This is a genomic window from Streptomyces caatingaensis (genome assembly GCF_001187435.1).
Classification (GTDB): Bacteria; Actinomycetota; Actinomycetes; order Streptomycetales; family Streptomycetaceae; genus Streptomyces; species Streptomyces caatingaensis.
The window spans coordinates 64,329-86,357 of the sequence record NZ_LFXA01000005.1 but is presented as its reverse complement, the minus strand read 5'-3'; the positions used below and the strand labels follow the sequence as shown (position 1 = coordinate 86,357).

Here is a 22,029-nt window from a genome sequence, read left to right as displayed (position 1 = left end):
CCCGTCCGCCTCAGAGGCGCTTCCGCATGCCGGGGTGACATGGGCGTACTGGGCAGGGCACGCGCTCGTGGCGCACTGAAGCCGAACAGCTGGCCGATATGGCCGCTTTGGGGATCGGGTCGGCTACTCGCAGGACTCACTTCCGGACCGCATGCGCCGGCGAAGAGGGCTTGCGTGGCGAGGGAGTGGGGATGACCGACTGCGGCTGCGGCGGAATGCCGAACCTGCTTCAAGCAGTCGCGGAGTCCCGGTTCAACGGTGGGCTCGCGCGACCAGTACGCCCACAGGCGAGAACTCGAATCGCCTCGCCGGGCACCTCCGTTCCCTTGGCACCGAGAGCGCCGACGGGTACCGCTAAGGGACTTGCGCGGCTAACTACCTGGCACTCCAGGGTCAGTTCATCCATTCACCGCATGCGGCAGCATGTATAAGCGAGGGACTGTCATGCTCACTGCACAAACACCGGGTGGACCGCAGGACCACAGGACCGCGCCGAGCGAACAGCGCACACCGGACCAAGCGTCTTTGGAGCACCCGAGAACACAGAATGCTTTCGCCTGGGTCGGACTCGGGCTGCCCGCCGTGGCCGATGCCGTCGGCGCGTCCCTCTGTGTGATGGGCCACGAGGAAGCAGGAAGTGCCCTCATCCGCTGGGCGGAAAGCATCTGCCCACAGAAGTAACGAACACCTGCGCCCCGTGCCGCCGGGCCATGCCATCCGGCGGCACGGGGCGAGCTCCGTGGGGAGGCCCACGACACCCGTGCAGGGGGTGAGGCGCCCCGAGCGCCCGCGCATCCAGACGCTCGGGACCCCTGGGACAAAGGAGGCCGGCGACTGCGACTGCGCGTCTGTGGCAGGGGTTGCCTAAGCATGCTCATCGACGATGCCGGGCACAGGGCCGGCAGAGCGCCAGGAGGACGCCTGCCAGGCGTTGCATGAAGGCAGGCTGCCGGGCACAAGCTGTCGGCGTGGCACGCGCGATCGCCGCTCCGCGCGAAAGGCGCTCGAAGGTACCGCCCGGGCCGCGGCATGGCGCGATCCCCGTCCGTCGTCCCGCGCCTCGGTCATTGCGCGGGATGGCGGACGGGGGCCGCGACGAGCGTCAGCTCTCCAGGGACGGGTAGTCGGTGTAGCCCTTGGCGTCGCCGCCGTAGAAGGTGGAGCGGTCGGGGGTGTTGAAGGGGCCGCCGGTGGCGAGGCGGCGGGGGAGGTCCGGGTTGGCGAGGAAGAGGCCGCCGAAGGAGATGAGGTCGGCGGTGCCGTCCTCGATGAGGGAGAGGTGTTCGGGGCCGGTGGGCTCGCTGGCGGTGAAGGGGTTGAGGATGAACGGGCCGTCGAAGAGCTTGCGCAGGGCGACGGTCAGCTCGCGGTCGCCGGGCTCCATGATGTGCAGGTAGGCCAGGCCCAGCGGGGCGATGCGGGAGACCAGGGCCTCGTAGGTGGGGCGCGGGTCGGCTTCGTGGATGTCGTTGAGGGTGCCGCCGGGCGACAGGCGGATGCCGGTGCGCTCCGCGCCGATCGCGGCGGCGACCGCCTCGGTGACCTCCACGGCGAAGCGGATGCGGCCCTCGACCGAGCCGCCCCAGTCGTCGGTGCGCAGGTTGGAGTTGGTCGCCAGGAACTGCTGGATGAGGTAGCCGTTGGCGCCGTGCAGCTCGACCCCGTCGAAGCCTGCCTCGACGGCGTTGCGGGCGGCGCTCACGAAGTCGGCGACGGTCTGCCGGATCTCGTCCTCGGTGAGCTCGCGCGGGGTGACGAAGTCCTCGAGGCCCTGGCCCGTGAAGACCTGGCCCTGCGCGGCGACAGGCGAGGGGCCGACGGGGGTGAGCCCGTCGGGCAGCAGGACGGGGTGCCCGATGCGGCCGGTGTGCATGAGCTGGGCGAAGATCCGGCCGCCCTCGGCGTGCACGGCGTCCGTGACCTTACGCCAGGCGGCGACCTGTTCGGCGCTGTGCAGGCCCGGGGTGGAGGGGTAGCCCTGGCCCACGACGGAGGGCTGGACGCCCTCGGTGACGATCAGGCCGGCGGAGGCGCGCTGGGCGTAGTACTCGGCGGTGAGTTCAGTGACGACACCGCCGGCGGCCGCGCGGCTGCGGGTCATCGGAGCCATCACGATGCGGTTGGCGAGCTGCCGGCCGCCGACGGTGATCTGGTCGAAAGCGCTGGTCATGACTAACCCTCCCATTTACTTGGCCGACCAAGTGGCTGGCCTGGCGCCACTGTAGCGCATTACTTGGTCGGCCAACATAATGGGACGGGAGAAGATTTCCGGAGCTCCCGTCGAAGCGGCGGGACACAGACCCGCACATCGGAGATCCGCACCTCGGAGACCCGCACATCACAGAGTCGGCACGACTGGGCCGGCGAACCAGGAGGCATCCCATGACCGGCGCCGAGTACCAGTGCCCGAACGAGGCGACCACCACCACGGACTCCGGCACGTGCGGCGAGATCAGTCATGCCATCGCCCGCGTCTCCAAACTCCATCGGATCACCGCCGGGCAGCTGCTGCGCCGCCTCGGCCTCTACCCCGGGCAGGAGCTGCTGATGATGGCCCTGTGGGAGCACGGTCCGCAGCGCCAGAGCGAGTTGATCAAGCTGATGGGCGGCCTGGACCCGTCCACGGTGACGCGCATGGTGCAGCGCCTGGAGCAGGCGGGACTGGTCGGCCGGCAGCCGGACCCCGCCGACCGTCGCGCGGTCATGGTGAAGACCACGGAACAGGGGGAGGCGCTGCGGGGCGAGGTCGCCGAGGTGTGGCAGGAACTCGAAAACGCCACGCTCGCCGGACTCGGCGACCATGACCGCGCCGAACTGAGCCGTCTGCTCGGCCTGTTGGAGACCAACCTCCACGGCGCGTGCCGACCCTGCTGACGGCCCGGACCGCCGCTCGCCGCTCTAACGCGCCGACTGCGCGGCCGGGTTGTGGAATGTGAACATCTTCGCCGGCTCGATCCGTGCCCACGCGACGCCCTTGAGCCACCCGTCCCACAGATCCCTGCCGTGCAGCTCGATCAGGAAGGACTCAAGAGCCGGATCGTCCGCGGGTGACACCTCAACCGCCTTTCCGTGCACCGTGATTTGAAGGCTCTGCCCCTCGAACACCGTGGCACTGACCGCGGGGCGGGCACGGATGTGCCGGAAGCGCACCGAATCCCGCCCCGATCCGAAGTAGAACCGGCCGCGGAAGAAGTGCCCGTCGACGACGCCGACCCTCGGCTCGCCGACGGCCGTCACCGTCGCCAGGGCCATCATCGATATGCCCGGGAGCCGGGCCACGACCCCGGCGGCGTCCAGTCGGCGCTCCTCGTCCAGGACAGAGCGCAGATGGGGGCCCGCCGCGGCATGGCTGTCGTCGAGCAGGCGTTGGAGAGCGGTCAGGTCGTCCGGCGTCTCGTACATGCCCCGACTATGACTCACGCCACTGACAATGGACCGGGATCTGCCACCATCCCGTCAGCTTCACACCGTACAACCACCCGACCGGGGCACGGAGTTGTCCACAAGCAGTCGGTCGTCCACAGACTCGACCGCGGCCGGTCTGGATGTCGGCGGTTCGGCGCAGAATGGGGGCATGACTGAGAGCAACGGGGCCCTGCGGGGCGACGGGCACATGCCCGATTGGGAGAAGCGCTTCCGGGCGCCCCGCGTGGGGCTGCCCAGATGGGCGGAGGACGCGCCGGACCGTTCGCTGTTCACTTCGAACGCGACCGGAACGTTCGAGGTGTACGCGTGGGACCGTGCCACCGGCGGCCTGCGCCAGGCCACGGACCGGCCCAACGGGACGACGGGCGGGATACTCACGCCGGACGGCGAGTGGATCTGGTGGTTCTCGGACACGGACGGTGACGAGTTCGGCGTCTGGATGCGCCAGCCCTTCCACGGCGGGCCGGACGAACCGGCGGCGCCCGGCCTCGAGCCGTCCTACCCGGGCGGCCTGGCCCTCGGCCGGGACGGCACGGCGGTGATCGGCCGCTCCACCGACAAGGCCGGCTCCTCGGTGCACGTGGTGCGCCCGGGCGCGGCGCCCGTGGAGATCTACCGGCACGAGCAGTCGGCGGACGTCGCCGGCCTGTCCCACGACGGCACTCTGATCGCCATCGAGCACACCGAGCACGGCGACGCCATGCACTCGGCGATCCGCGTCGTCCGCACGGACGGCACGACCGTCGCCGAGCTGGACGACACCCGGGGCGGCACCGAGGAGCTGGGCCTGTCCGCGATGGGCTTCGCGCCGGTCGCGGGCGACACCCGGCTACTCGTCGGGCACCAGCGGCGCGGCCGCTGGGAGCCGATGCTGTGGGACGCGGCCACCGGCACGGAGACCGCGCTCGACATCGACCTCCCCGGCGACCTCGAGGCCGACTGGTATCCGGACGGCTCGGCGCTGCTCGTCGAGCACAGCCACCACGCGCGCAGCGAGCTCTGGCGCTACGACCTGGCCGACGGCGCGCTGACCCGCCTCGACACCCCCGCCGGGACGGTCTCCGGCGCCCTGCCGCGGCCCGACGGGACGGTGGAGTTCCTGTGGTCCTCGGCGGAGAAGCCGCCGGTCGTCCGGTCCACGGCCGGGCACGTGGTGCTGGAGCCGCCGGCGGGCGCGGACGGCGTGAGCCATGCCCCGGACTCGGTCCCGGTCGAGGACATATGGGTGGAGGGTCCGGGCGGCAGGATCCACGCCCTGGTGCAGAAGCCGGCGGGCGAGGGCCCCTTCCCGACGGTCTTCGACATCCACGGCGGACCCACCTGGCACGACAGCGACGCCTTCGTGGCGGGCCCGGCGGCCTGGGTGGACCACGGCTTCGCGGTCGTACGCGTCAACTATCGCGGTTCGACGGGCTACGGGCGCGCCTGGACGGACGCGCTCAAGCACCGCGTCGGGCTGATCGAGCTGGAGGACATCGGCGCGGTGCGCGAGTGGGCCGTCGCCTCCGGGCTCGCCGACCCGGAGCGGCTCGTCCTGGCGGGCGGCTCCTGGGGCGGCTATCTGACGCTCCTGGGCCTGGGCACCCAGCCCGACGCCTGGGCGCTGGGGCTGGCCGCGGTCCCCGTCGCCGACTATGTGACGGCCTACCACGACGAGATGGAGGCCCTCAAAGCACTGGACCGCACACTCCTCGGCGGCACCCCGGAGGAGGTCCCGGAGCGCTTCACCGCGTCCTCACCGCTGACCTATGTGGACGCCGTGCGCGCCCCGGTCTACATCTCCGCCGGGATGAACGACCCGCGCTGCCCGATCCGCCAGATCGAGAACTATGTGCGGCGCCTGGAGGAACGCGGGCATCCGCACGAGGTCTACCGCTACGACGCGGGCCACGGCTCCCTCGTCGTGGAGGAGCGGATCAAGCAGCTCCGGCTGGAGATCGCTTTTGCGGAGCGGCATCTGGGCCGTCCGTCCCCGGCCCGGGATCGGGGGTGATGCCCAGCTCCGCGTCCCGGAAGGCTTCGACCTCACGGCGGAAGAGCCTGAACCACATGAAGAGCACGAAGCCGACGAAGATGAACCACTCACCGGTGTAGCCGAGGTTCTGGAACGCCTTGAGGTCGAGGCCGCTGTTGGGGGGGGCGGCGGGGGGCACCACGGTCAGCGGACGCGGCGCGTCGGTCGCCGTGATCCACGCGTCGTGCACCCCGTACGGCACGAGGTTGACCAGTGAGGCCGCGCTGATCACACCCACCTGTCCGGCGGGCAGGCCGCCGGATACGCCGACGCCCTTGGACGTGGGGCTCTCGGAGGACTGGAGCGCGCCGTCGACGGTGACCCGGCCGGTGGGCGGGGCGGGGATCCCGGTGGTGTCGGCTTTCGCGCCGGCATCGCCGGGGAGCCAGCCCCGCACCACCGGAAGGGCCTTGCCGTCGTCGGTCCGCAGCGGGGTCAGGACGTAGAAGCCGTTGCGGCCGTCCAGTTCCCGGTCGGGGACGAGCAGTTGACGCCCGGCGTCGTAGTGGCCGGTCACCCGGGCCTTGCGGCCAGAGGTCTCGGTGGTCACTGGAAGGAGGTCCTTCAGCGGCACCGCGGGGGCGGTGCGGGCCTCGTCGGCGTGGTTCTGCTGTTCGCGGTGCGAGTCGACGCGCGTCTCGAAGCGGCCGAGCTGCCAGGTCCCCATGAACAGGCAGAAGGGGATGGCCAGCACGGCGAAGGCGTTGATCACCCACCAGCGGGGGGTCAGCAGAAACCGATACACACCCCCACGGTACGGGGAGCGCGCGGCGGGGCCGCACCGGGCCTCCCCGTACGGGCCCGGGCGGGAGCCTAGCCGAGCCCGAGCGGGGCGGGGCCAACGGGGCCCGTCCAGGTCGCCGTCCCGGTCCCGACCCCCGAGGAGGGCGCCGGGACGGCGCCCCGTCCCAAGCAAGGAGACACCGCAGAGGAAGGAGGGAGGTGGTGAGCGGGGGATGACGAGGAGAAGGCGCGACGGCTCATGCGGCCGGCGCCCGTACGGCGAGGGCTCCCACGGCCACGGCTTCCCCTGCGGAGACGGCTCCTACGCCCGGTGATGGCTCCTACGCCCGGTGATGGCTTCTACGGTGTCGGCGCGGAGGCCGGCAGGGCACCGGTGTGGTAGACCGTCCCGGCACACGCCTCCGGAATGCGGGCCTCGGCGGCGGCTGGTTCGCCCGCCATCGGAGTGTTGGTGAGGGTGATGCCTCCGCCGGTCGTCCCGCCCGAACCTCCGGAACCGCCCGTGCCGCCCGCACCGGTGGAGCTCCCGGAGCCTGCAGAGCCGCCGGAGCCGGCCGCGGCGGGCGTCTCCGGGGCCCCGGCCGTCGACAGCACGGGGGCGTGGGAGGCGGTCGTGGCCGGGGTGGCCGGCGAGGAGCTCGGCGTGGGGCTGCTGCCGTCCTTCGTGCACGCACCCGGTGCGCCGTCGGCCGACGGCACCCAGGCGAACTTCACCTCGTAGGCCTGGCCCGGCCGCAGCACGACCTCCCGGGGCTCGCGCCGGGGGTCGGGCAGTCCGGCCGCCGGGTCACCGGAGGTGTGATCGACGACGGCGACCCTGGTGTGGCCGGCGGCGCCGGTCCGGGCGCTGGCGACGAGCGAGCCGGGGCCGGTCACGGCACAGGCCGCGTGGGAGACGTTGACGATGCGGAAGGCACCGTAGATCCGGCCGGCCGCGTCGGCGGAGCCCACGACGCCGGAGCCCCCGCCGAGCTGGGACCGCGAGCAGACCGGCGCGGCGGCGCCCAGGGTGGCGCCCGGCGGGGGCGGCACCGTGGCGCCGCCCGACCGGTCGGTGCCCTGCGGGGCCCCGGTCTCGCGCGTTCGTGCACCATCGCCCGACGGCTCGGCGCGGTGGTCGCCGCGGGCCACCGACCCGTCGCGGGAACGCTCGCCCGGGGGGTCGTCGGATTCTCCGGGCTGCCGGCCGTCGGCCGGTCCCTCGGAGTGGTGGCGGCTGCTCGCCGCGTTGGCCGGCCGGTCGCCGGGGCCGGGGGAGTCGATCTCGTCGGCGACGTGCAGCACGGTGGGCAGCGCCACGCCGAGCAGCACCACGGCCGCGACGGCCCCGCCCAGCGCCTGGCGCCGGCGGGCCCGCCGGGCGGGCACGGCCCGCCGCAGGTGGTCCAGCGCTCCGTCGGAAGGCCGGAGTCCCCCGACGGCGCCGTGCATCAGCCGTCGCAGCGCCTGCTCGTCGAGCTCCGGCAAACCGCCGGGAGTGGTACCGGGCGTGCCGGCGTCGCCGAAGGGCTCGGCGAGGCGACGGCGCCCGGGGTGCTCTGCGTGGTCCGAACGCTCGGCGTGGTCCGACCTGTCCGTGTGGCCCAAGCGGTCCGCGTGGCCCAACCGGCCCGTGTGGCCCGACCGGTCCGTGTAGTCCGACCGCTCAGTGCGGGCCGACGGCTCAGTGCGGGCCGATGGCTCGGTGTGAGCCGACGGCTCGGTGCGGTCGGAATTGTCCGGACTGGGGTAGTTCTGTGGGGAGTTCATGCCGGAGCCTCCATGGCGACGCGGAGGGCGGCTATCCCCCGCGAGCCGTACGCCTTCACCGAGCCGATGGACAGGCCCAGCACCTCGGCCACCTGCGCCTCGGTCATATCGGCGAAGTAGCGCAGGACGAGCACCTCGCGCTGCCGGCGCTGCAGGCCGCGCATCGCCTTGATCAATTGGTCTCGCTCCAGCTGTTCGTACGCCCCCTCCTCGGCGCTCGCCATGTCCGGCATCGGCTTGGAGAGAAGCTTGAGGCCCAGGATGCGGCGGCGCAGCGCGGAGCGGGACAGGTTGACGACGGTCTGCCGCAGATAGGCCAGGGTCTTCTCCGGGTCACGGACCCGGTTCCGGGCGGAGTGCACCCGGATGAACGCCTCCTGCACGACGTCCTCGCAGGAGGCCGTGTCGTCCAGGAGGAGTGCGGCGAGGCCGAGCAGCGACCGGTAGTGCGCCCGGTACGTCTCGGTGAGGTGGTCGACGGTGGTCCCCGCTGCCGCCGCCGGCTGCGGCAGCGGCGTCACCGACGCCTGCTCCCCGCCCTTCTGGGCGGGAATCCGCCCGGAGCCGCCCGGCTGCTCGGACGGGGTCGACGACGGCGAAGAGGACGAGGCGGGCCAGGGCGCGATCACCGGCATACCGCCCGGAGCACGCGTGCGCGTCGTGGCGCCGCCACGTCTCGGGACCGTCGCCATGCTGATGACCTCTGCCACGCCTGTTGGACACGCCTGCCCCCGTCAGGGTTGTACGCCCCGGGCACCCTGGGGGATCCCGGCACCGATCCGGCGCCGGACAGCGCACCACACGCCCTCATGCGTACCAGCCCTCCCCTGACGCCCCGCACCGCCCCGACCCGGTGAGCGCACTCCAGGGCGTCCACGCGCGGTTCAAGGGGTCTGGATCAACGGCTTGATCACAGAACCTTCACACGCCCACCAGTATTGCGGAGCCGCGGACCCGGCCGCCATGAGTTCGGCGGTACGAACGGGCCCGGAGCGGATGCGGAACGCCGCGTCCCGCCCCGGGCACCCGCCCGCGCATCGGTCGGGGAGGCCGGTGGCTCAGCGCCCCGTGCCCCCGTAGACGACGGCCTCGTCGTTCTCGCTGTCCAGGCCGAAGGCGGTGTGCACCGCGCGGACGGCCTCGTTCACGTCGTCGGCGCGCGTGACGACCGAGATGCGGATCTCGGAGGTCGAGATGAGCTCGATGTTCACGCCCGCGTTTGACAGCGCCTCGAAGAAGGTCGCCGTGACGCCCGGGTTGGTCTTCATGCCCGCGCCGACCAGCGAGATCTTGGCGATCTGGTCGTCGTAGCGCAGCGACTCGAAGCCGACGCCGCCCTTGGTCTTCTCCAGCGCCTCGATCGCCTTGCGGCCCTCGGTCTTCGGCAGGGTGAAGGAGATGTCCGTCAGACCGGTGGACGCCGCGGAGACGTTCTGCACCACCATGTCGATGTTGATCTCGGCATCCGCGATGGCGCGGAAGATCGTGGCCGCCTCGCCCGGCTTGTCGGGCACGCCCACGACCGTGACCTTGGCCTCGGACGTGTCGTGCGCGACACCCGAGATGATCGCCTGCTCCACCGGCTGACCTCCTGGAGGCTCGTTGCTCACCCATGTGCCCTTGAGCCCCGAGAAGGACGACCGCACATGGATCGGGATGTTGTAACGGCGCGCGTACTCGACACAGCGGTGCAGGAGCACCTTGGAGCCGGAGCTCGCCAGCTCCAGCATGTCCTCGAACGAGATCCACTCGATCTTGCGGGCCTTCTTCACCACACGGGGGTCGGCGGTGAAGACGCCGTCCACGTCCGTGTAGATCTCGCAGACCTCGGCGTCCAGCGCCGCGGCGAGCGCCACGGCCGTGGTGTCCGAGCCGCCCCGGCCCAGCGTCGTGATGTCCTTCTTGTCCTGGGACACGCCCTGGAAGCCGGCGACGATCGCGATGTTCCCCGCGTCCACCGACTGCTGGATGCGGCCCGGCGTGACATCGATGATGCGCGCCTTGTTGTGGACCGAGTCCGTGATGACACCGGCCTGGCTGCCGGTGAACGACTGCGCCTCGTGGCCGAGGTTTTTGATCGCCATCGCCAGCAGCGCCATGGAGATCCGCTCTCCGGCGGTCAGCAGCATGTCGAACTCGCGCCCGGCAGGAATCGGCGATACCTGCTCGGCGAGGTCGATCAGCTCATCCGTCGTGTCGCCCATCGCGGAAACCACGACGACGACCTGGTGGCCGTTCTTCTTGGCTTCCACGATTCGCTTGGCGACCCGCTTGATGCCCTCGGCATCGGCAACGGAGGAGCCTCCGTACTTCTGCACGACAAGGCCCACGTGCGCTCCTCGCAGCTCTGTGTATTGCGGTCGGTTCAGTCTAACGAGGGCGGGAATTCGGCCAGGAAAGAGCCGCATCGTGAGACATTGCCGCACATTCGGCCGCCGCCGCGGGCGGTGAACCGAGATTCTCCGGCGCCGGCCGCCCGCGAAAGGAGTTCTTGAACCGGGGCCCGAAAAAGGTCCCGGTTCCCGGGAGTTGGGCGTACGGACGCGCCGGAACCCGTCACAGGTCCCGCACCGGGGCTCCTCACCAGGCCCCGGGGATACGGCGGTTCAGACCGAGCGCAGGCCCGGCCCCGCGCCGATCTCGGCGGCCATGACCCGGCCGGCCTCCTCCTCCAGCTGCTCCTCCGTGCCCACCGTGTCCGTGTCGAGGCCGTCGAGCTCGTCCAGCGGCTGGTCGAGCCGGACGTGCGCGACGAGGGACTGGAGGGCACGCAGCGTCGCGGACGCGGTGGGGCCCCAGTTGGAGAGGTAGGAGAACTGCCACCACCACAGGGCCTCGCTGACCCGGCCGTCGCGGTAGTGGGCCATGCCGTGCCGCAGGTCGGTGACGATGTCGGCGAGGTCGTCGGAGATCCGGCAGGCGACCGGGACGCTGCGCGGCACGTACGGGTCGAAGACCTCGGAGTAGACGTCCACCGGGTCGAGGAGCGCGGCGAAACGCTCGCGGAGCTCGTCCACGTCCGGTTCCGGACCGACGTCGGGCTCGTAGCGCTCGTCGGGCAGGAAGTCCTCGTGGGCACCGAGGCGGCCGCCGGTGAGGAGCAGCTGCGAGACCTCCAGCAGCAGGAAGGGAACGGCGCTGTCGGGCTCGTCGCCGCGGGACACCTCGGCGACGGCCACGAGGAAGCTCTCGATCGAGTCCGCGATCGAGACCGCGAAGTCGTCGGGATCGCGCTTGGCGTCGTGGAGCGTTGCGTCAGACATCGAGAAGTCGTCTCCCTTCGAAGGCACGCCCGAGCGTGACCTCGTCGGCATATTCCAAGTCTCCGCCCACAGGGAGCCCGCTGGCGAGCCGGGTGACTTTCAGTCCCATCGGCTTCACCATGCGCGCCAGATACGTGGCCGTGGCCTCGCCCTCGAGGTTGGGATCCGTGGCGAGGATCAGCTCGGTGACCGATCCGTCCGCGAGCCGGGCCAGCAGCTCACGGATGCGCAGATCGTCGGGGCCGACGCCCTCGATGGGGCTGATGGCCCCGCCGAGCACGTGGTAGCGGCCGCGGAACTCCCGCGTCCGCTCGATGGCGACGACGTCCTTCGGCTCCTCGACGACGCAGATGACGGCCGGGTCGCGGCGCGGGTCCTGGCAGACGCGGCAGCGCTCCTCCTGCGCCACGTTGCCGCAGACCACGCAGAACCGGACCTTGGCCTTCACCTCGGTCAGCGCGTGGGCGAGCCGGCGGACGTCGGCCGGCTCGGCCTGGAGGATGTGGAAGGCGATCCGCTGGGCGCTCTTGGGACCGATGCCGGGCAGCCTGCCCAGCTCGTCGATCAGGTCCTGGACCACGCCTTCATACACGGATCGGGTTCTCCTTCGGGATGCGGACGGGCCGGCTCCGGCCCGGCGGGATCAGAAGCCGAGGCCGGGCAGACCGCCGCCGAGGCCCTGGGCGAGCGGGCCCAGCTTCTGCTGCTGGAGCTGCGCGGCGGCCGTGTTGGCGTCACGGACGGCGGCGAGGACCAGGTCGGCGAGGGTCTCGGCGATCTCCTCGGGGGTCGTGCCCTCCGGGTCGACGGCCTTGGGGTCGATCGCCAGGGCCTGGAGCTCCCCGGCGCCGGTGACGGTGGCCTTGACCAGGCCGCCGCCGGCCGAGCCCTCGACCGGGGTCTCCGCGAGCTCCTGCTGAGCCGCGGCGAGGTCCTGCTGCATCTTCTGGGCCTGCTGAAGCAGCTGCTGCATGTTGGGCTGGCCACCACCGGGGATCACGGCTTCGCTCCTGTGCTCTCGCGACTACGGGTACGACGCGCACCGGCCGGTCCGGGAAACCCGGACACTCCGGGCCCCGGGAACCCCGGGGAGCCTCGCGGATCCGCCGGTCCGACGCGGGTCGGTAGCCCGAGCCTACGTGGTCGCCGGACGCGGCGCGCCATGCGTGGGGAAAAGTACGGAGCGGGCGCCCGGCGCCCGGGAACACACCGCTTCCCGGGGACCTCCGGGCCCCCTGACGCCCCGCCCTTCCCCTCCGCTACTCGTTGGCGATCTCCTCGATGACCGTGGCACCGAGCTCGCGGACGATCAGGTCGTGCCCCGTGAGGGCCGTCTCGTCGAGGTCGGGGTCGTCCTCGGCGGGCATGTCGTCCTCGGGGGAGACGGCCCGCGGGGGCTCCGGCTCGCGGTAGGGCTGCGCGGGCGCGGAGGGCGCGGCGGGCCGGGGCTCCGCCGGAGCCGCCGGACGGGGTGCGGGCGCGGGCTGCGCCTGCGGAGGCGCGGGGGCCGCCGGAGCGGCGTACGGCGCGGCGGGCGCGAAGCCGCCGCCGCCCCCGCCCGCGCCCGGACCACCGACGGGGCCGCCGCCGGCGTCGACGATGAGCTCGATCTTCCACTGCACGCCGAAGGCGTCGTGCAGCGCCTGGCGCAGGACGTCCTCGCTGCCGCTGTTGGCGAAGCTGTCGCGGGCGCCGGCGTTGGAGAAGCCGACCTGGAGGGTCGCGCCGTCGAACCCCGCGACCTGGGCGTTCTGGCTGAGCAGGATCCAGGTGAAGCGGCGGCGGTTCTTGACCGCCTCCAGGATCTGGGGCCACATCTGGCGGGCCTGCGTCACATCACCGCTGCCCGCGGCGGGCGCCGGGGCGGGGGCGGACGCGGGGGTGGGCGCGGGCGCCGATGCGGGCGCGGCCTGCTGCGGGGCCTGGGCGCCGGCCGGCCAGGCGCCCGGCTGGGCGGCCGTGGGCCAGGCCCCCGGCTGCGCCGCGGGGGTGCCTCCGCCCGCGCCCGGGGCTGCCGCGGTCGGCCAGGCGCCGGGCCGTGCGGCGGGTGCCGGAGCGGGCGCCGGGGCCTGCTGCGGCTGAGGTGCGGGAGGCGCGGTGGCCGCCGGGGCGGGCCGGGGCGGCTCCTGCACGGCGGGCGTCGCCGGGGACGGACCGCCCGGCGCGGGCACGGCCGACGCCGGGGGCGCGACCGCTGCGCGGGCCGCCGCCGGCCCGGAGAGACCGGGCGTCGAGGCCGGGTCGTGCCCCTGCGGCCCCGGCACGTAACCGGCGGACGGCGCGGCCGGCGCCGGGGCGACGAACCCGCCCGCGGCGGGCCCCCCGCCGACGCCCTGACGCTCCAGCCGGTCGAGCCGGGCCCGCACGGACCGCTCGTCGTCGTAGGCGCCGGGGAGCAGCACCCGGGCGCAGATCAGCTCGAGCTGGAGCCGGGGCGAGGTGGCGCCCCGCATCTCCGTCAGGCCCTCGTTGACCAGGTCGGCGGCCCGGCTGAGCTCGCCGGCGCCGAAGACGGACGCCTGCGCCTGCATGCGCTCGACGACGTCGGCGGGGGCGTCGATGAGCCCCTTCCCGGCCGCGTCCGGCACGGCGGCCAGGATCACCAGGTCGCGGAGCCGCTCCAGCAGGTCGGCGACGAAGCGGCGGGGGTCGTTGCCCCCCTCGATGACGCGGTCGACGACCTCGAAGGCGGCGCCCCCGTCCCCGGCGGCGAACGCGTCCACCACGGCGTCGAGCAGGGAGCCGTCGGTGTAGCCCAGCAGCGACGTGGCCATGGCGTACGTCACACCGTCCTCGCCGGCGCCGGCGAGGAGCTGGTCCATCACGGACATCGAGTCACGCACGGACCCCGCGCCCGCCCGTACGACGAGCGGCAGCACGCCGTCCTCGACGGGGATCTTCTCCTGCTCGCACACCTGGCCCAGGTACTCCCGGAGGGTCCCGGGCGGGACGAGCCGGAACGGGTAGTGGTGCGTGCGCGAGCGGATCGTCCCGATGACCTTCTCGGGCTCGGTCGTCGCGAAGATGAACTTGAGGTGCTCCGGCGGCTCCTCGACCACCTTCAGCAGGGCGTTGAAGCCCGCCGAGGTGACCATGTGCGCCTCGTCGATGATGTAGATCTTGTACCGGCTGGAGGCCGGGCCGAAGAAGGCCTTCTCCCGCAGCTCACGGGCGTCGTCCACACCACCGTGGGAGGCGGCGTCGATCTCGATCACGTCGATCGACCCGCGCCCGTTCCGCGCGAGGTCGCGGCAGGACTGGCACTCGCCGCACGGCGTCGGCGTCGGGCCCTGCTCGCAGTTCAGACAGCGGGCGAGGATGCGCGCACTGGTCGTCTTGCCGCAGCCGCGCGGCCCGCTGAACAGGTACGCGTGATTTACCCGGTTGTTCCGCAGCGCCTGCTGCAGCGGGTCGGTGACATGCTCCTGCCCGATGACCTCGGCGAAGGACTCGGGACGGTAGCGGCGGTAGAGCGCGAGGGACGACACGCCTACGACGATATCGGGCCCCACTGACAAGTGGCTTCGATCACAGTTCCCCCTGGGCTCCCACAGCCCTCGGAGCCCCCGGGAAACACAAGGGCCCCTCACGTACCCGCCAGAGCCCACTTACCCTTGCTGCCTTCCGGCCCTGGGGGAGTTGGGTGAGATAGCGCCACGTGAGGGGCTTGCCCTCAGCCTAGCGCACCCGCGGGGCCCTCCGGACCCCCCGCCCCCACCCCTCGGAAGCAGGTTCGCGAGCACTGCTCCGCGTCTTGTATTGTTTGCGGCGGAGGATTCGCCTAGAGGCCTAGGGCGCACGCTTGGAAAGCGTGTTGGGGGCAACCCCTCACGAGTTCGAATCTCGTATCCTCCGCCATGGCTGACCAGCCGAAACGAAGGTCCCGACCACACAGCGGCCGGGACCTTCGTCGTTCCGTGGTCTCAGTTTTGGTCTCAGTTGGAGGCTGCGTCTTCCCCGAGGCCCTCTGGGCCAGATCCGATGTCTCCCCACAGAGTCGCCCGATCTCCCTGCCGGCATCGTTCAACATCGACTCGGTCACGCGCTGGTAGCGCTGGGCCATCGAGGTCGAGGACCAACCCGTGATCGCCATCACGATCCGCTCCGGCACACCGAGCAGGCAGTCGAGGCGGTGTGGCGGACGTCGCGAATGCCGGCCTTGTGCAGGAGCCGCTTCCAGTGGTTGTAGTCGGTGCTCGGTTTGAGCGGCTCGCCGGTTCCCGAGGTGAAGCCGTACGACTTCTCGTCCGCGGCGAGGAGGTCCTCGTGCGCATGACCGTCTCCGTGCGGCAAGATGTGGGCTTACATCCGGCGACTCTGAGAAGGAAACCAAGTGTCCGTCGCGACGCCCGTGCCCACTCCGTCAGTGACCCCGGTCGGGTCCGTCCCGGACGGCAAGGTTGCCGACTTCCTGACCGGGAAGTTCGTCAACGACACGCCCGAGGAGTACGTCCGGCAGAACATCGAGAAGGCCCTCGTCCGCCAGTACAAGTACGCCCCGGCCGACTGCGCCCCGGAGTTCACCATCAGGGTCGGGTCGGCGCGTAAGCGCGTCGACATCGTGGTCTTTGGTAAGGGCGCTGACCACACCCAGGCGAACGCGTACATCCTGGTCGAGACCAAGAAAGCCGACGTCAAGCCGACCCACCGCACGGAGGGCGTCGGTCAGCTCCAGTCGTACATGGCCTCGTGCCTCAACGCCCAGTACGGGATGTGGACGAACGGCACCGACCGGTTCTGCTTCGCCAAGCGCGGTGACGGCAAGGGCGGCTGGACGTTCGAGGAGATCATCGATATCCCTGGATTCGGCCAGACTGAGGCCGACGCCCAGAGGCCCAGCCGCAAGGACCTGAAGGTCGCCACGGCCGACAACCTGCTCTTCGCGTTCCGGCGCTGCCACAACTACATCGCGGCGCACGAGGGCAAGCAGAAGACGGAGGCGTTCTGGGAGCTGCTCAAGCTGATCTTCACGAAGATCGAGGACGAGCGGGCGCCAAAGCTGAACTTCTTCGCGACGCCCTCCGAGCGCGGGAGCTCGACGGTCGCATCTGCGGCGAAGAAGCGCATCCAGGGGCTCTTCGAGCAGCGGGTGGTCAAGAAGTACCCGATGATATTTGATGCCAAGGACACGGACATCGACCTCAAGCCCGAGGTCGTGGCGTACGTGGTTACCGAGCTGCAGGGCTACTCCCTGCTGCGGTCGCCGGTCGATGTCAAGGGCGTCGCCTATGAGGAGATCGTCGGGTCGAACCTGCGCGGCGACCGAGGGGAATTCTTCACGCCGCGCAACGCCTGCCGCATGGCGGTCACCATGCTCGACCCCCAGCCGGGGGAGCGGCTCCTCGACCCGTCCTGCGGTACCGGCGGCTTCCTGATCACCGCGATGAACCATGCGCTCGAGTACATCGAGCGCACGGAGCGCGAGCAATGGGACGACCCCGCGCAGGGCACCGACTTCGAGCGCGACGAGCTCTACCGCCGCAGGGATGAGTACTTCCGCCAGTGCGTCCTCGGCATTGACCTGAATCCCGCGCTCGTCCGTGCCGCAAAGATGAACATGGTCATGAACAACGACGGCTCCGGCGGCCTGTTCCAGGCCAACACCCTGGAGAACCCCCACAAGTGGTCCAGGAGCCTGCGCGAGGCCGTGCCTCTGGGCTCGATTGACGTCATCGTGTCCAATCCGCCGTTCGGTGCGAAGATCCCAATCGACGACGAGGACATCCTCTCCCAGTACGACCTCGCGGCCGTGTGGGACCAGGACGACGACGGCACTTGGTCGATCCGGCTCGACAAGCACGGCAACCGGGTACTGCAGAAGTCCCAGCCGCCGGAGATCCTGTTCATCGAGCGTGCGCTGCAGTTGCTCGCTCCCGGCACCGGCCGGATGGCGATGGTCATCCCGAACGGCATCCTCAACAACCCGAGCACCGCCTACGTCCGTAGCTGGCTCCTGAAGAAGGCCCAGATCCTGGCCGTAGTCGACATGCACCGCGACCTCTTCCAGCCGGGCAACGACACGCAGACCTCGATGGTGCTCATGCGCCGCTTGTCGGCCGAAGAGGAGGCCGCGGCGGAGGCCGACGGCCTCGACTACCCACTGTTCATGGCCGTCGCGGAGAAGGTCGGTCACGACAAGCGCGGCAACGTCATCTGGCGGCGGACCGCAGACGGCTCCGACGCGCTGGTCAAACGGATCGAGACTGTCGCCGAGATCGACCAGAAGACCGGCAGAGAAGTCCTCCGTGAGGTCGAGCTGACCGACCGCCAGGTCGATGACGAGCTGCCCGAGGCCGCCGAAGCCTACCGGAAGTGGCTGGAGGAGCAGCGATGAAGCTCGCACCCGTCCGCTCCTCCGCCCTCCGCGAGGGGAACCGGCTCGACGCTCGTTACTTCGCCGCGCCCGCCGTGCGCATCAAGGTCGTGCTGCAGAACGCATCCGAGGTGGACCTGCGCGCGGTCGGCGACTACGCCGACGTGCGGGCTCCGTCTCGGTTCAAGCGGGTCTACGCCGCGCCGGGCGAGGAGTATGTGTCCTACCTGCGCCCCTATGACGTGTTCGAGTTCCTCCCGCCCGAGGCCGACCGGCTGTCGCTTACCCGCACTGAGAACCTAGATGACTACCGGATCCAGGCCGGCGATCTGCTCCAGACATGCTCCGGCCGGAACCTGGGGCCGCTTACCATCGCCGACGACTACCTCGCGCGCTTCGCCCTGTCGCACGACATGATCCGGATGACCATCGCCGACGAGGTGGATCGGTACTACACGCTGGCTGTGCTCCAGTCCCCGACCGGCCAGGCGCTGCTCCGGGGCGACCTCAACGGCTCAGTCATCGACCACATCACCATCGACCAGGTCTCCAACGTCCGGATCCCGTTCATCGACTCGATCCGGGACGAGGTCGCTCGCCTGATGCGCGAGGCGGTCGAGATCCGTGGGGCCGCCCGTATCGCCCTGCGCGCTGTCGTCGAGGGCATCAATGAGAAGTACCCCAGCGAGCCGGCCAAGCCGTTCCGGGAAGGCTGGACGGTGAAGGCCAGCGACCTCGGGTCCCGGGTCGACGCGGCGTACCACGCCGAGCACATCGGCGACCTCCGCGACCGCCTCGCGGCCGACGGTGGGGTCGAGCTCGGCCAAGCGGCCGACATCCTCAAGCCGGGAGGGCGGCCGAAGCTCTACTACGTCGGCCCCGAGGAAGGGACGCCGTTCCTCTCGGGCCGGCAGATCCTGCAGCTCGACGTCGTCGGCGCAAAGAACATCTCCGTTCGATCGGTCGACAAGGACTCCGGGTACGGCCTCGGGAAGGGGTGGATCACCTTCCAGGCCGATGGGCGGGCCGAAGAATCCCTCGGATACCCCTCCGTAGTGCTGCAGGAGCGTGCTGGCTGGTTCGCCTCCGGCCACGTCGGCCGCGCGATCCCGAAGGACAGCGGTCACACTGGCTGGATCTGGGCCTCGATGGCCTCGGACATCGTCCAACAGCAGATCGCGGCGATGGCCTGCGGGTCAGTCGTCGACGCGCTCTACGAGTCCGACCTCGAGAGGATCCTGATCCCACCGCTCGACGCAGTCGACGCGGAGGCGGCGCAGGCCGCATGGGACGACCTGTCAGCCTCCACGAAGAAGAGCGCCGAGGCGGTCAGACTCGTGGAGGACAGGCTCAAGGGTCTCGGGATCTGACGCGCGCGAGCATCCATTCAGCGTTCGGGAGGGTTCTCTCAACACCGAGGCCCGGCAACCGGAGTCGGTTGCCGGGTCTCGCCGCACGTGGTCCGATGTACACCCTGGCATCACCTGGCCGGCGCTCCGTTGATTCGCCGTGGTGGGTGGCAATCCGGGGCACTACCAGTCATCGGTGTCCCCGTATTTCCCCGGATGCCGTGCGCGGTCCACAGCCTGTGCACACGCCTCGGCGAAGGCCGCCTCTACGGCGGCCTTGTCTGTACCTCGCACCTGAGCCTCGACCTCCTGGACCGCGCCGGGGCGGCGGGCGGTGCGCCAGGCCGAGGGGCGGTCGGTGTAGCGGTCGGTCTCGAAGTCCCAGGCCGGCACCGACCACTGCTCCGGGACGCCCGTCGCCGCGCGTTCCCCGCCGGGGAGGAACAGAGCTCGGGCGTGGAAGACCACCGCCCGCTCCGGTACACGGTCGCGGATGGCGCTCGCGCCGCCGGGTCCCTGGTGTTCCCAGCGCCAGCGGTCCCATTCCTCCACCTCGGCGGTGCGGTCGGGCCAGTCGTCGCTCCACCGTTTCACGACCTCGTCGGCGTGCTGGCGGTGGAGGAAGGGCACGCGCCGCTCGCCGAGGCGGGCGACGTGGACCACCAGCTCGGCGGGGACGGGACTCTGGCCGGCCTCCGGCGCGGCGCTTCCTGCAGCCTGGGTCACGCCCCACAGGAGGCCGCCGACCTTGTCGGCGGTGTCCTTGAGGACGCGGCTGGTCAGGTGCTGGTAGCGCCGGCGCATCCGGGCGGACTTGCCGGGCTCCCAGCCCATGATTGAGTCGACGACCGCGTCGGAGACGCCGAGGATGAGCAGGACCGTCGCCGCGGTGTGGCGGGCGTCGTGGAGGCGGGCCTCTCGGACGCCGGCGGCCTTCAGGAGCTCCTTCCACTTGTGGTAGTCCGTGTTGGGGTTCAGGGGCTCGCCAGTGGGCGAGGTAAACACGTACCCCTTCTCCGTCCACAGGTCACGAGCCCGGGCTCGCTCGCGGGCCTGCTCCTCGCGGTGCTGCCGGAGGAGCTGAAGCAGCTCGTCAGGGGCGCCGATGGGGCGTTGGCCGGCGCGGGACTTGGCGCTCTTCGTCTCGCGGCGGGTATTGATCTTCTGGGGGCAGTAGCCGGGCTTGCGTCCGCAGCGGTCACCGCAGCCTGTCGTGTGAGGGCTCAGGACTTTGTTGACAGCTTGGCCTCACGACATCGATGACGGTCTCAGGTGATGCTGGACAGCGCGTCAGAGCTTCGGGGCGTGGATTTTGGCCCTGAAGCGGGTGACGGGATGCTGTTCCTTGCGTGGGTGAAGCGACAGGTCGGCGCCGTTGAGGGTGATGCGGAAGTACGTGTCCTCGACGTGGACCGTGACGATCTCGCCGGCGTAGGTGCGGCCGACGCGGAGCCGCTGGCGGGCGACCATGATGACGCCGTCGGTGGGGACCTTGCGTTCGACGTGAATTGCCCCGGTGGCGGATGGGGGAAGCTCGCCGGTGACGATTCTGGCTCCGCGGAGCCCAGCGCGTTGGTCGGCGTCGATGGGGGCGGGCAGGGTCTTGGCGAGCACGCCGTCGTGAACGACGTGCAGCAGGTGGCCGTCCAGGCGCAACGTGACGCGTCGGCTGGCCAGTTCGTAGCCGATCGTCACCGGGACCTTGCCGAGGCTGGCGATGCCGCTCTGGTCGATGTTCCGGTCGACCTCGATCACCGTGCCGGGCTCCAGACGTCCTGCCCGGGCTGCGGCCGGGGCAGCCGGCGGTGGTCCGGCAGGCACGGCCCCGCGCATCGAGAGCTCGCGCAGGTTCCCGGCGTCCAGGCACGATGCGGCGCTTCGGACCAGTTCGCCGTCGATGGTGATGTGGACGGTGTGCTCGTCGGCCCACACCCGCGCCCGGCGGCCTGCGTAGTCCTTGCTGAGCTTGACGCGCTGCACGCGCGGCAGGACTCCGACATGGCCCGTGGCGGCGACGACGGTCTCGAACTCCACGGCCGGCGCCGACGTCGGCACGAGCAGGGTGGGCGGTCCCGGCGGCCCTGCCGCGACGACTGGTTCCTCGGCAGGCGCCGGAGAGGCGACGATCGTTGGTTCTGGCTGGGGGTTGGGCCGGAACCGGCTGGCGGGTGTGGCCATGTCCAGGGCCTGGTGGGGCCGGGCGGTGTTGTAGGTGTGGACCCACGCGTCGACCGCGGCCTGTGCCGCGGGCAGGTCGGCGAACGGGCCGGAGACGTCCAGCAGTTCCCTCCGCAGCGTCTGATGCCAACGCTCGATCTTCCCCGTCGTGGTCGGCGAGTACGGCTTGATCAGCTTGGCCGTGACACCGTTCTCCCGGCAGACACGCTCGAACAACACCTCGGCCGGCCGGGGCTTGGTGAACCGCCCGGTGAACTGCTTGCCGTTGTCCGTGAGGACCTCGGCCGGCACCCCGTAAGTGCGCATCGCACGCACGAACCCGTCGGCGACGGCCCGGCCGGAGGGCACCGCCAGGACGGTGGAGATGACGACGAACCGGGAGTGGTCGTCGATCCCGGTGAGCATCTTGCACTCGCGGCCGTCGGCCAGGTATATCCCGCCGACCAGGTCCATCTGCCACAGGTGCATCGGCGTCTCGCGCTGCCACCGTTTGTACTTGCGGCGGTGCTGCTGCTTCTGGTGCCGGATGAGCCCGTTGCGTTCAAGGACGCGGTGCACCGTCGCCCGCGATGGTGCACCGGCAGAGCCGGCCTTCGCGATCTCGTAGGCGATCCGCCGGGCACCCCAGCGCGGATTTGCCCGGCGCATCTCACACGCCAGGGCCTCCACCTCGGCGGGAAGCCGGGTCGGGCTGGTTCGCGGGCGCCGGGACTTCTCCCGCAGCCCTTCCAGCCCCTCGGCCTCGTACTTCGCCTTCCACGTATAGATCGCCTGGCGTGACACGCCGTACCGGACGGCCACCTCGCTGACCGGCGAACCGTCGAGCACCTCAAGTACCGCCCGGTACCGCTGCTCGACGAGCCATGCAGGGCCGTGCTCTCCGGACTCATCCCCCTCTGCCACAGCAACTCATGATCGAGGAGCAGCCGAGCCACCGTCAAGAATGTCCCGAGACGCCCGTCAAGGATCTCCCGAGACTCTTCTGTCACCTAT

At 71.0% G+C, this 22,029-nt stretch carries 16 protein-coding genes, 1 tRNA gene, 1 other RNA gene and 1 pseudogene; 5 read left to right on the top strand and 14 right to left on the bottom strand.

Annotation, left to right across the window (positions count from 1 at the left end; genetic code table 11):
* Positions 1-1,102: 1,102 nt before the first annotated feature.
* Entirely contained in the window at positions 1,103-2,170 is a 1,068-nt protein-coding gene (locus AC230_RS11025; protein WP_049715955.1) for an alkene reductase, read from the bottom strand.
* A gap of 212 nt (positions 2,171-2,382) precedes the next feature.
* Here AC230_RS11025 and AC230_RS11020 point away from each other — a divergent pair, with 212 nt between their 5' ends.
* The gene (locus AC230_RS11020; protein WP_049715954.1) at positions 2,383-2,874 is read left to right on the top strand and encodes a MarR family winged helix-turn-helix transcriptional regulator; all 492 of its coding nucleotides are present in this window, start codon (positions 2,383-2,385) and stop codon (positions 2,872-2,874) included.
* A 24-nt stretch (positions 2,875-2,898) separates the two neighbouring features.
* On the opposite strand, the gene AC230_RS11015 is transcribed toward AC230_RS11020, so the two are convergent.
* Positions 2,899-3,402, bottom strand: coding sequence for a pyridoxamine 5'-phosphate oxidase family protein (locus AC230_RS11015; protein ID WP_049715953.1), 504 nt, complete (start codon positions 3,400-3,402; stop codon positions 2,899-2,901).
* Positions 3,403-3,613: 211 nt separating this feature from the next.
* Here AC230_RS11015 and AC230_RS11010 point away from each other — a divergent pair, with 211 nt between their 5' ends.
* Positions 3,614-5,419 carry a S9 family peptidase gene (locus AC230_RS11010; RefSeq protein ID WP_078871153.1) on the top strand — a complete coding sequence of 602 codons (1,806 nt, stop codon included), beginning with the start codon at positions 3,614-3,616 and terminating at the stop codon, positions 5,417-5,419.
* Here AC230_RS11010 and AC230_RS11005 read toward each other — a convergent pair.
* The 9 genes from AC230_RS11005 to ffs all read right to left on the bottom strand — a co-directional run bounded on the left by AC230_RS11005 (position 5,343) and on the right by ffs (position 14,866).
* Positions 5,343-6,185, bottom strand: a complete 843-nt coding sequence (locus tag AC230_RS11005; protein ID WP_049715951.1) for an SURF1 family protein — start codon at positions 6,183-6,185, stop codon at positions 5,343-5,345. The genes AC230_RS11010 and AC230_RS11005 overlap by 77 nt on opposite strands.
* A gap of 338 nt (positions 6,186-6,523) precedes the next feature.
* Positions 6,524-7,651 carry a hypothetical protein gene (locus AC230_RS11000; RefSeq protein ID WP_157868551.1) on the bottom strand — a complete coding sequence of 376 codons (1,128 nt, stop codon included), beginning with the start codon at positions 7,649-7,651 and terminating at the stop codon, positions 6,524-6,526.
* A gap of 278 nt (positions 7,652-7,929) precedes the next feature.
* On the bottom strand, positions 7,930-8,625 hold the full coding sequence (locus AC230_RS10995) for a SigE family RNA polymerase sigma factor (protein ID WP_078871146.1): 696 nt from the start codon (positions 8,623-8,625) through the stop codon (positions 7,930-7,932).
* A gap of 366 nt (positions 8,626-8,991) precedes the next feature.
* Positions 8,992-10,263: an aspartate kinase gene (locus tag AC230_RS10990; protein ID WP_049715948.1), complete on the bottom strand. Its 1,272-nt coding sequence runs from the start codon at positions 10,261-10,263 to the stop codon at positions 8,992-8,994.
* A 276-nt stretch (positions 10,264-10,539) separates the two neighbouring features.
* Positions 10,540-11,196 (bottom strand): DUF5063 domain-containing protein, encoded by a 657-nt coding sequence (locus AC230_RS10985; protein WP_049715947.1) that lies wholly within the window; start codon positions 11,194-11,196, stop codon positions 10,540-10,542.
* Positions 11,189-11,788, bottom strand: coding sequence for a recombination mediator RecR (recR, locus tag AC230_RS10980; protein WP_049715946.1), 600 nt, complete (start codon positions 11,786-11,788; stop codon positions 11,189-11,191). The genes AC230_RS10985 and recR overlap by 8 nt, the downstream gene beginning before the upstream one ends.
* A gap of 51 nt (positions 11,789-11,839) precedes the next feature.
* The gene (locus AC230_RS10975) at positions 11,840-12,196 is read right to left on the bottom strand and encodes a YbaB/EbfC family nucleoid-associated protein (protein WP_078871145.1); all 357 of its coding nucleotides are present in this window, start codon (positions 12,194-12,196) and stop codon (positions 11,840-11,842) included.
* 259 nt (positions 12,197-12,455) lie between these two features.
* Entirely contained in the window at positions 12,456-14,684 is a 2,229-nt protein-coding gene (locus AC230_RS10970) for a DNA polymerase III subunit gamma and tau (RefSeq protein ID WP_049715944.1), read from the bottom strand.
* An 87-nt stretch (positions 14,685-14,771) separates the two neighbouring features.
* An RNA gene (gene ffs, locus AC230_RS30990) (signal recognition particle sRNA small type) lies at positions 14,772-14,866 on the bottom strand.
* Between the two features lie 100 nt (positions 14,867-14,966).
* Between ffs and AC230_RS10965 the strand changes: the two genes are divergently transcribed.
* Positions 14,967-15,054, top strand: a tRNA-Ser gene (locus tag AC230_RS10965).
* 234 nt (positions 15,055-15,288) lie between these two features.
* On the opposite strand, the gene AC230_RS10960 is transcribed toward AC230_RS10965, so the two are convergent.
* On the bottom strand, positions 15,289-15,489 hold the full coding sequence (locus tag AC230_RS10960) for a hypothetical protein (RefSeq protein ID WP_049715943.1): 201 nt from the start codon (positions 15,487-15,489) through the stop codon (positions 15,289-15,291).
* 40 nt (positions 15,490-15,529) lie between these two features.
* On the opposite strand from AC230_RS10960, the gene AC230_RS10955 reads away from it, so the two are divergent.
* Positions 15,530-17,530 (top strand): type I restriction-modification system subunit M, encoded by a 2,001-nt coding sequence (locus tag AC230_RS10955; protein WP_049715942.1) that lies wholly within the window; start codon positions 15,530-15,532, stop codon positions 17,528-17,530.
* A complete protein-coding gene (locus AC230_RS10950) occupies positions 17,527-18,879 on the top strand; it encodes a restriction endonuclease subunit S domain-containing protein (RefSeq protein WP_049715941.1) in 1,353 nt (450 codons plus the stop codon). The genes AC230_RS10955 and AC230_RS10950 overlap by 4 nt, the downstream gene beginning before the upstream one ends.
* Before the next feature lie 162 nt (positions 18,880-19,041).
* On the opposite strand, the pseudogene AC230_RS10945 reads toward AC230_RS10950, so the two are convergent.
* A pseudogene (locus AC230_RS10945) lies at positions 19,042-20,067 on the bottom strand (tyrosine-type recombinase/integrase); the annotation flags it as partial.
* An 81-nt stretch (positions 20,068-20,148) separates the two neighbouring features.
* Complete coding sequence (locus AC230_RS10940; protein WP_049714346.1) at positions 20,149-21,939, bottom strand: IS481 family transposase; 1,791 nt, start codon at positions 21,937-21,939, stop codon at positions 20,149-20,151.
* Positions 21,940-22,029 lie beyond the last annotated feature (90 nt).

Bases quoted from the DNA above. Each gene is read 5' to 3' on its own strand.
- AC230_RS11025 (WP_049715955.1), bottom strand. From the start codon at position 2,170: ATGACCAGCGCTTTCGACCAGATCACCGTCGGCGGCCGGCAGCTCGCC.
- AC230_RS11020 (WP_049715954.1), top strand. From the start codon at position 2,383: ATGACCGGCGCCGAGTACCAGTGCCCGAACGAGGCGACCACCACCACG.
- AC230_RS11015 (WP_049715953.1), bottom strand. From the start codon at position 3,402: ATGTACGAGACGCCGGACGACCTGACCGCTCTCCAACGCCTGCTCGAC.
- AC230_RS11010 (WP_078871153.1), top strand. From the start codon at position 3,614: ATGCCCGATTGGGAGAAGCGCTTCCGGGCGCCCCGCGTGGGGCTGCCC.
- AC230_RS10995 (WP_078871146.1), bottom strand. From the start codon at position 8,625: ATGGCGACGGTCCCGAGACGTGGCGGCGCCACGACGCGCACGCGTGCT.
- AC230_RS10985 (WP_049715947.1), bottom strand. From the start codon at position 11,196: ATGTCTGACGCAACGCTCCACGACGCCAAGCGCGATCCCGACGACTTC.
- AC230_RS10950 (WP_049715941.1), top strand. From the start codon at position 17,527: ATGAAGCTCGCACCCGTCCGCTCCTCCGCCCTCCGCGAGGGGAACCGG.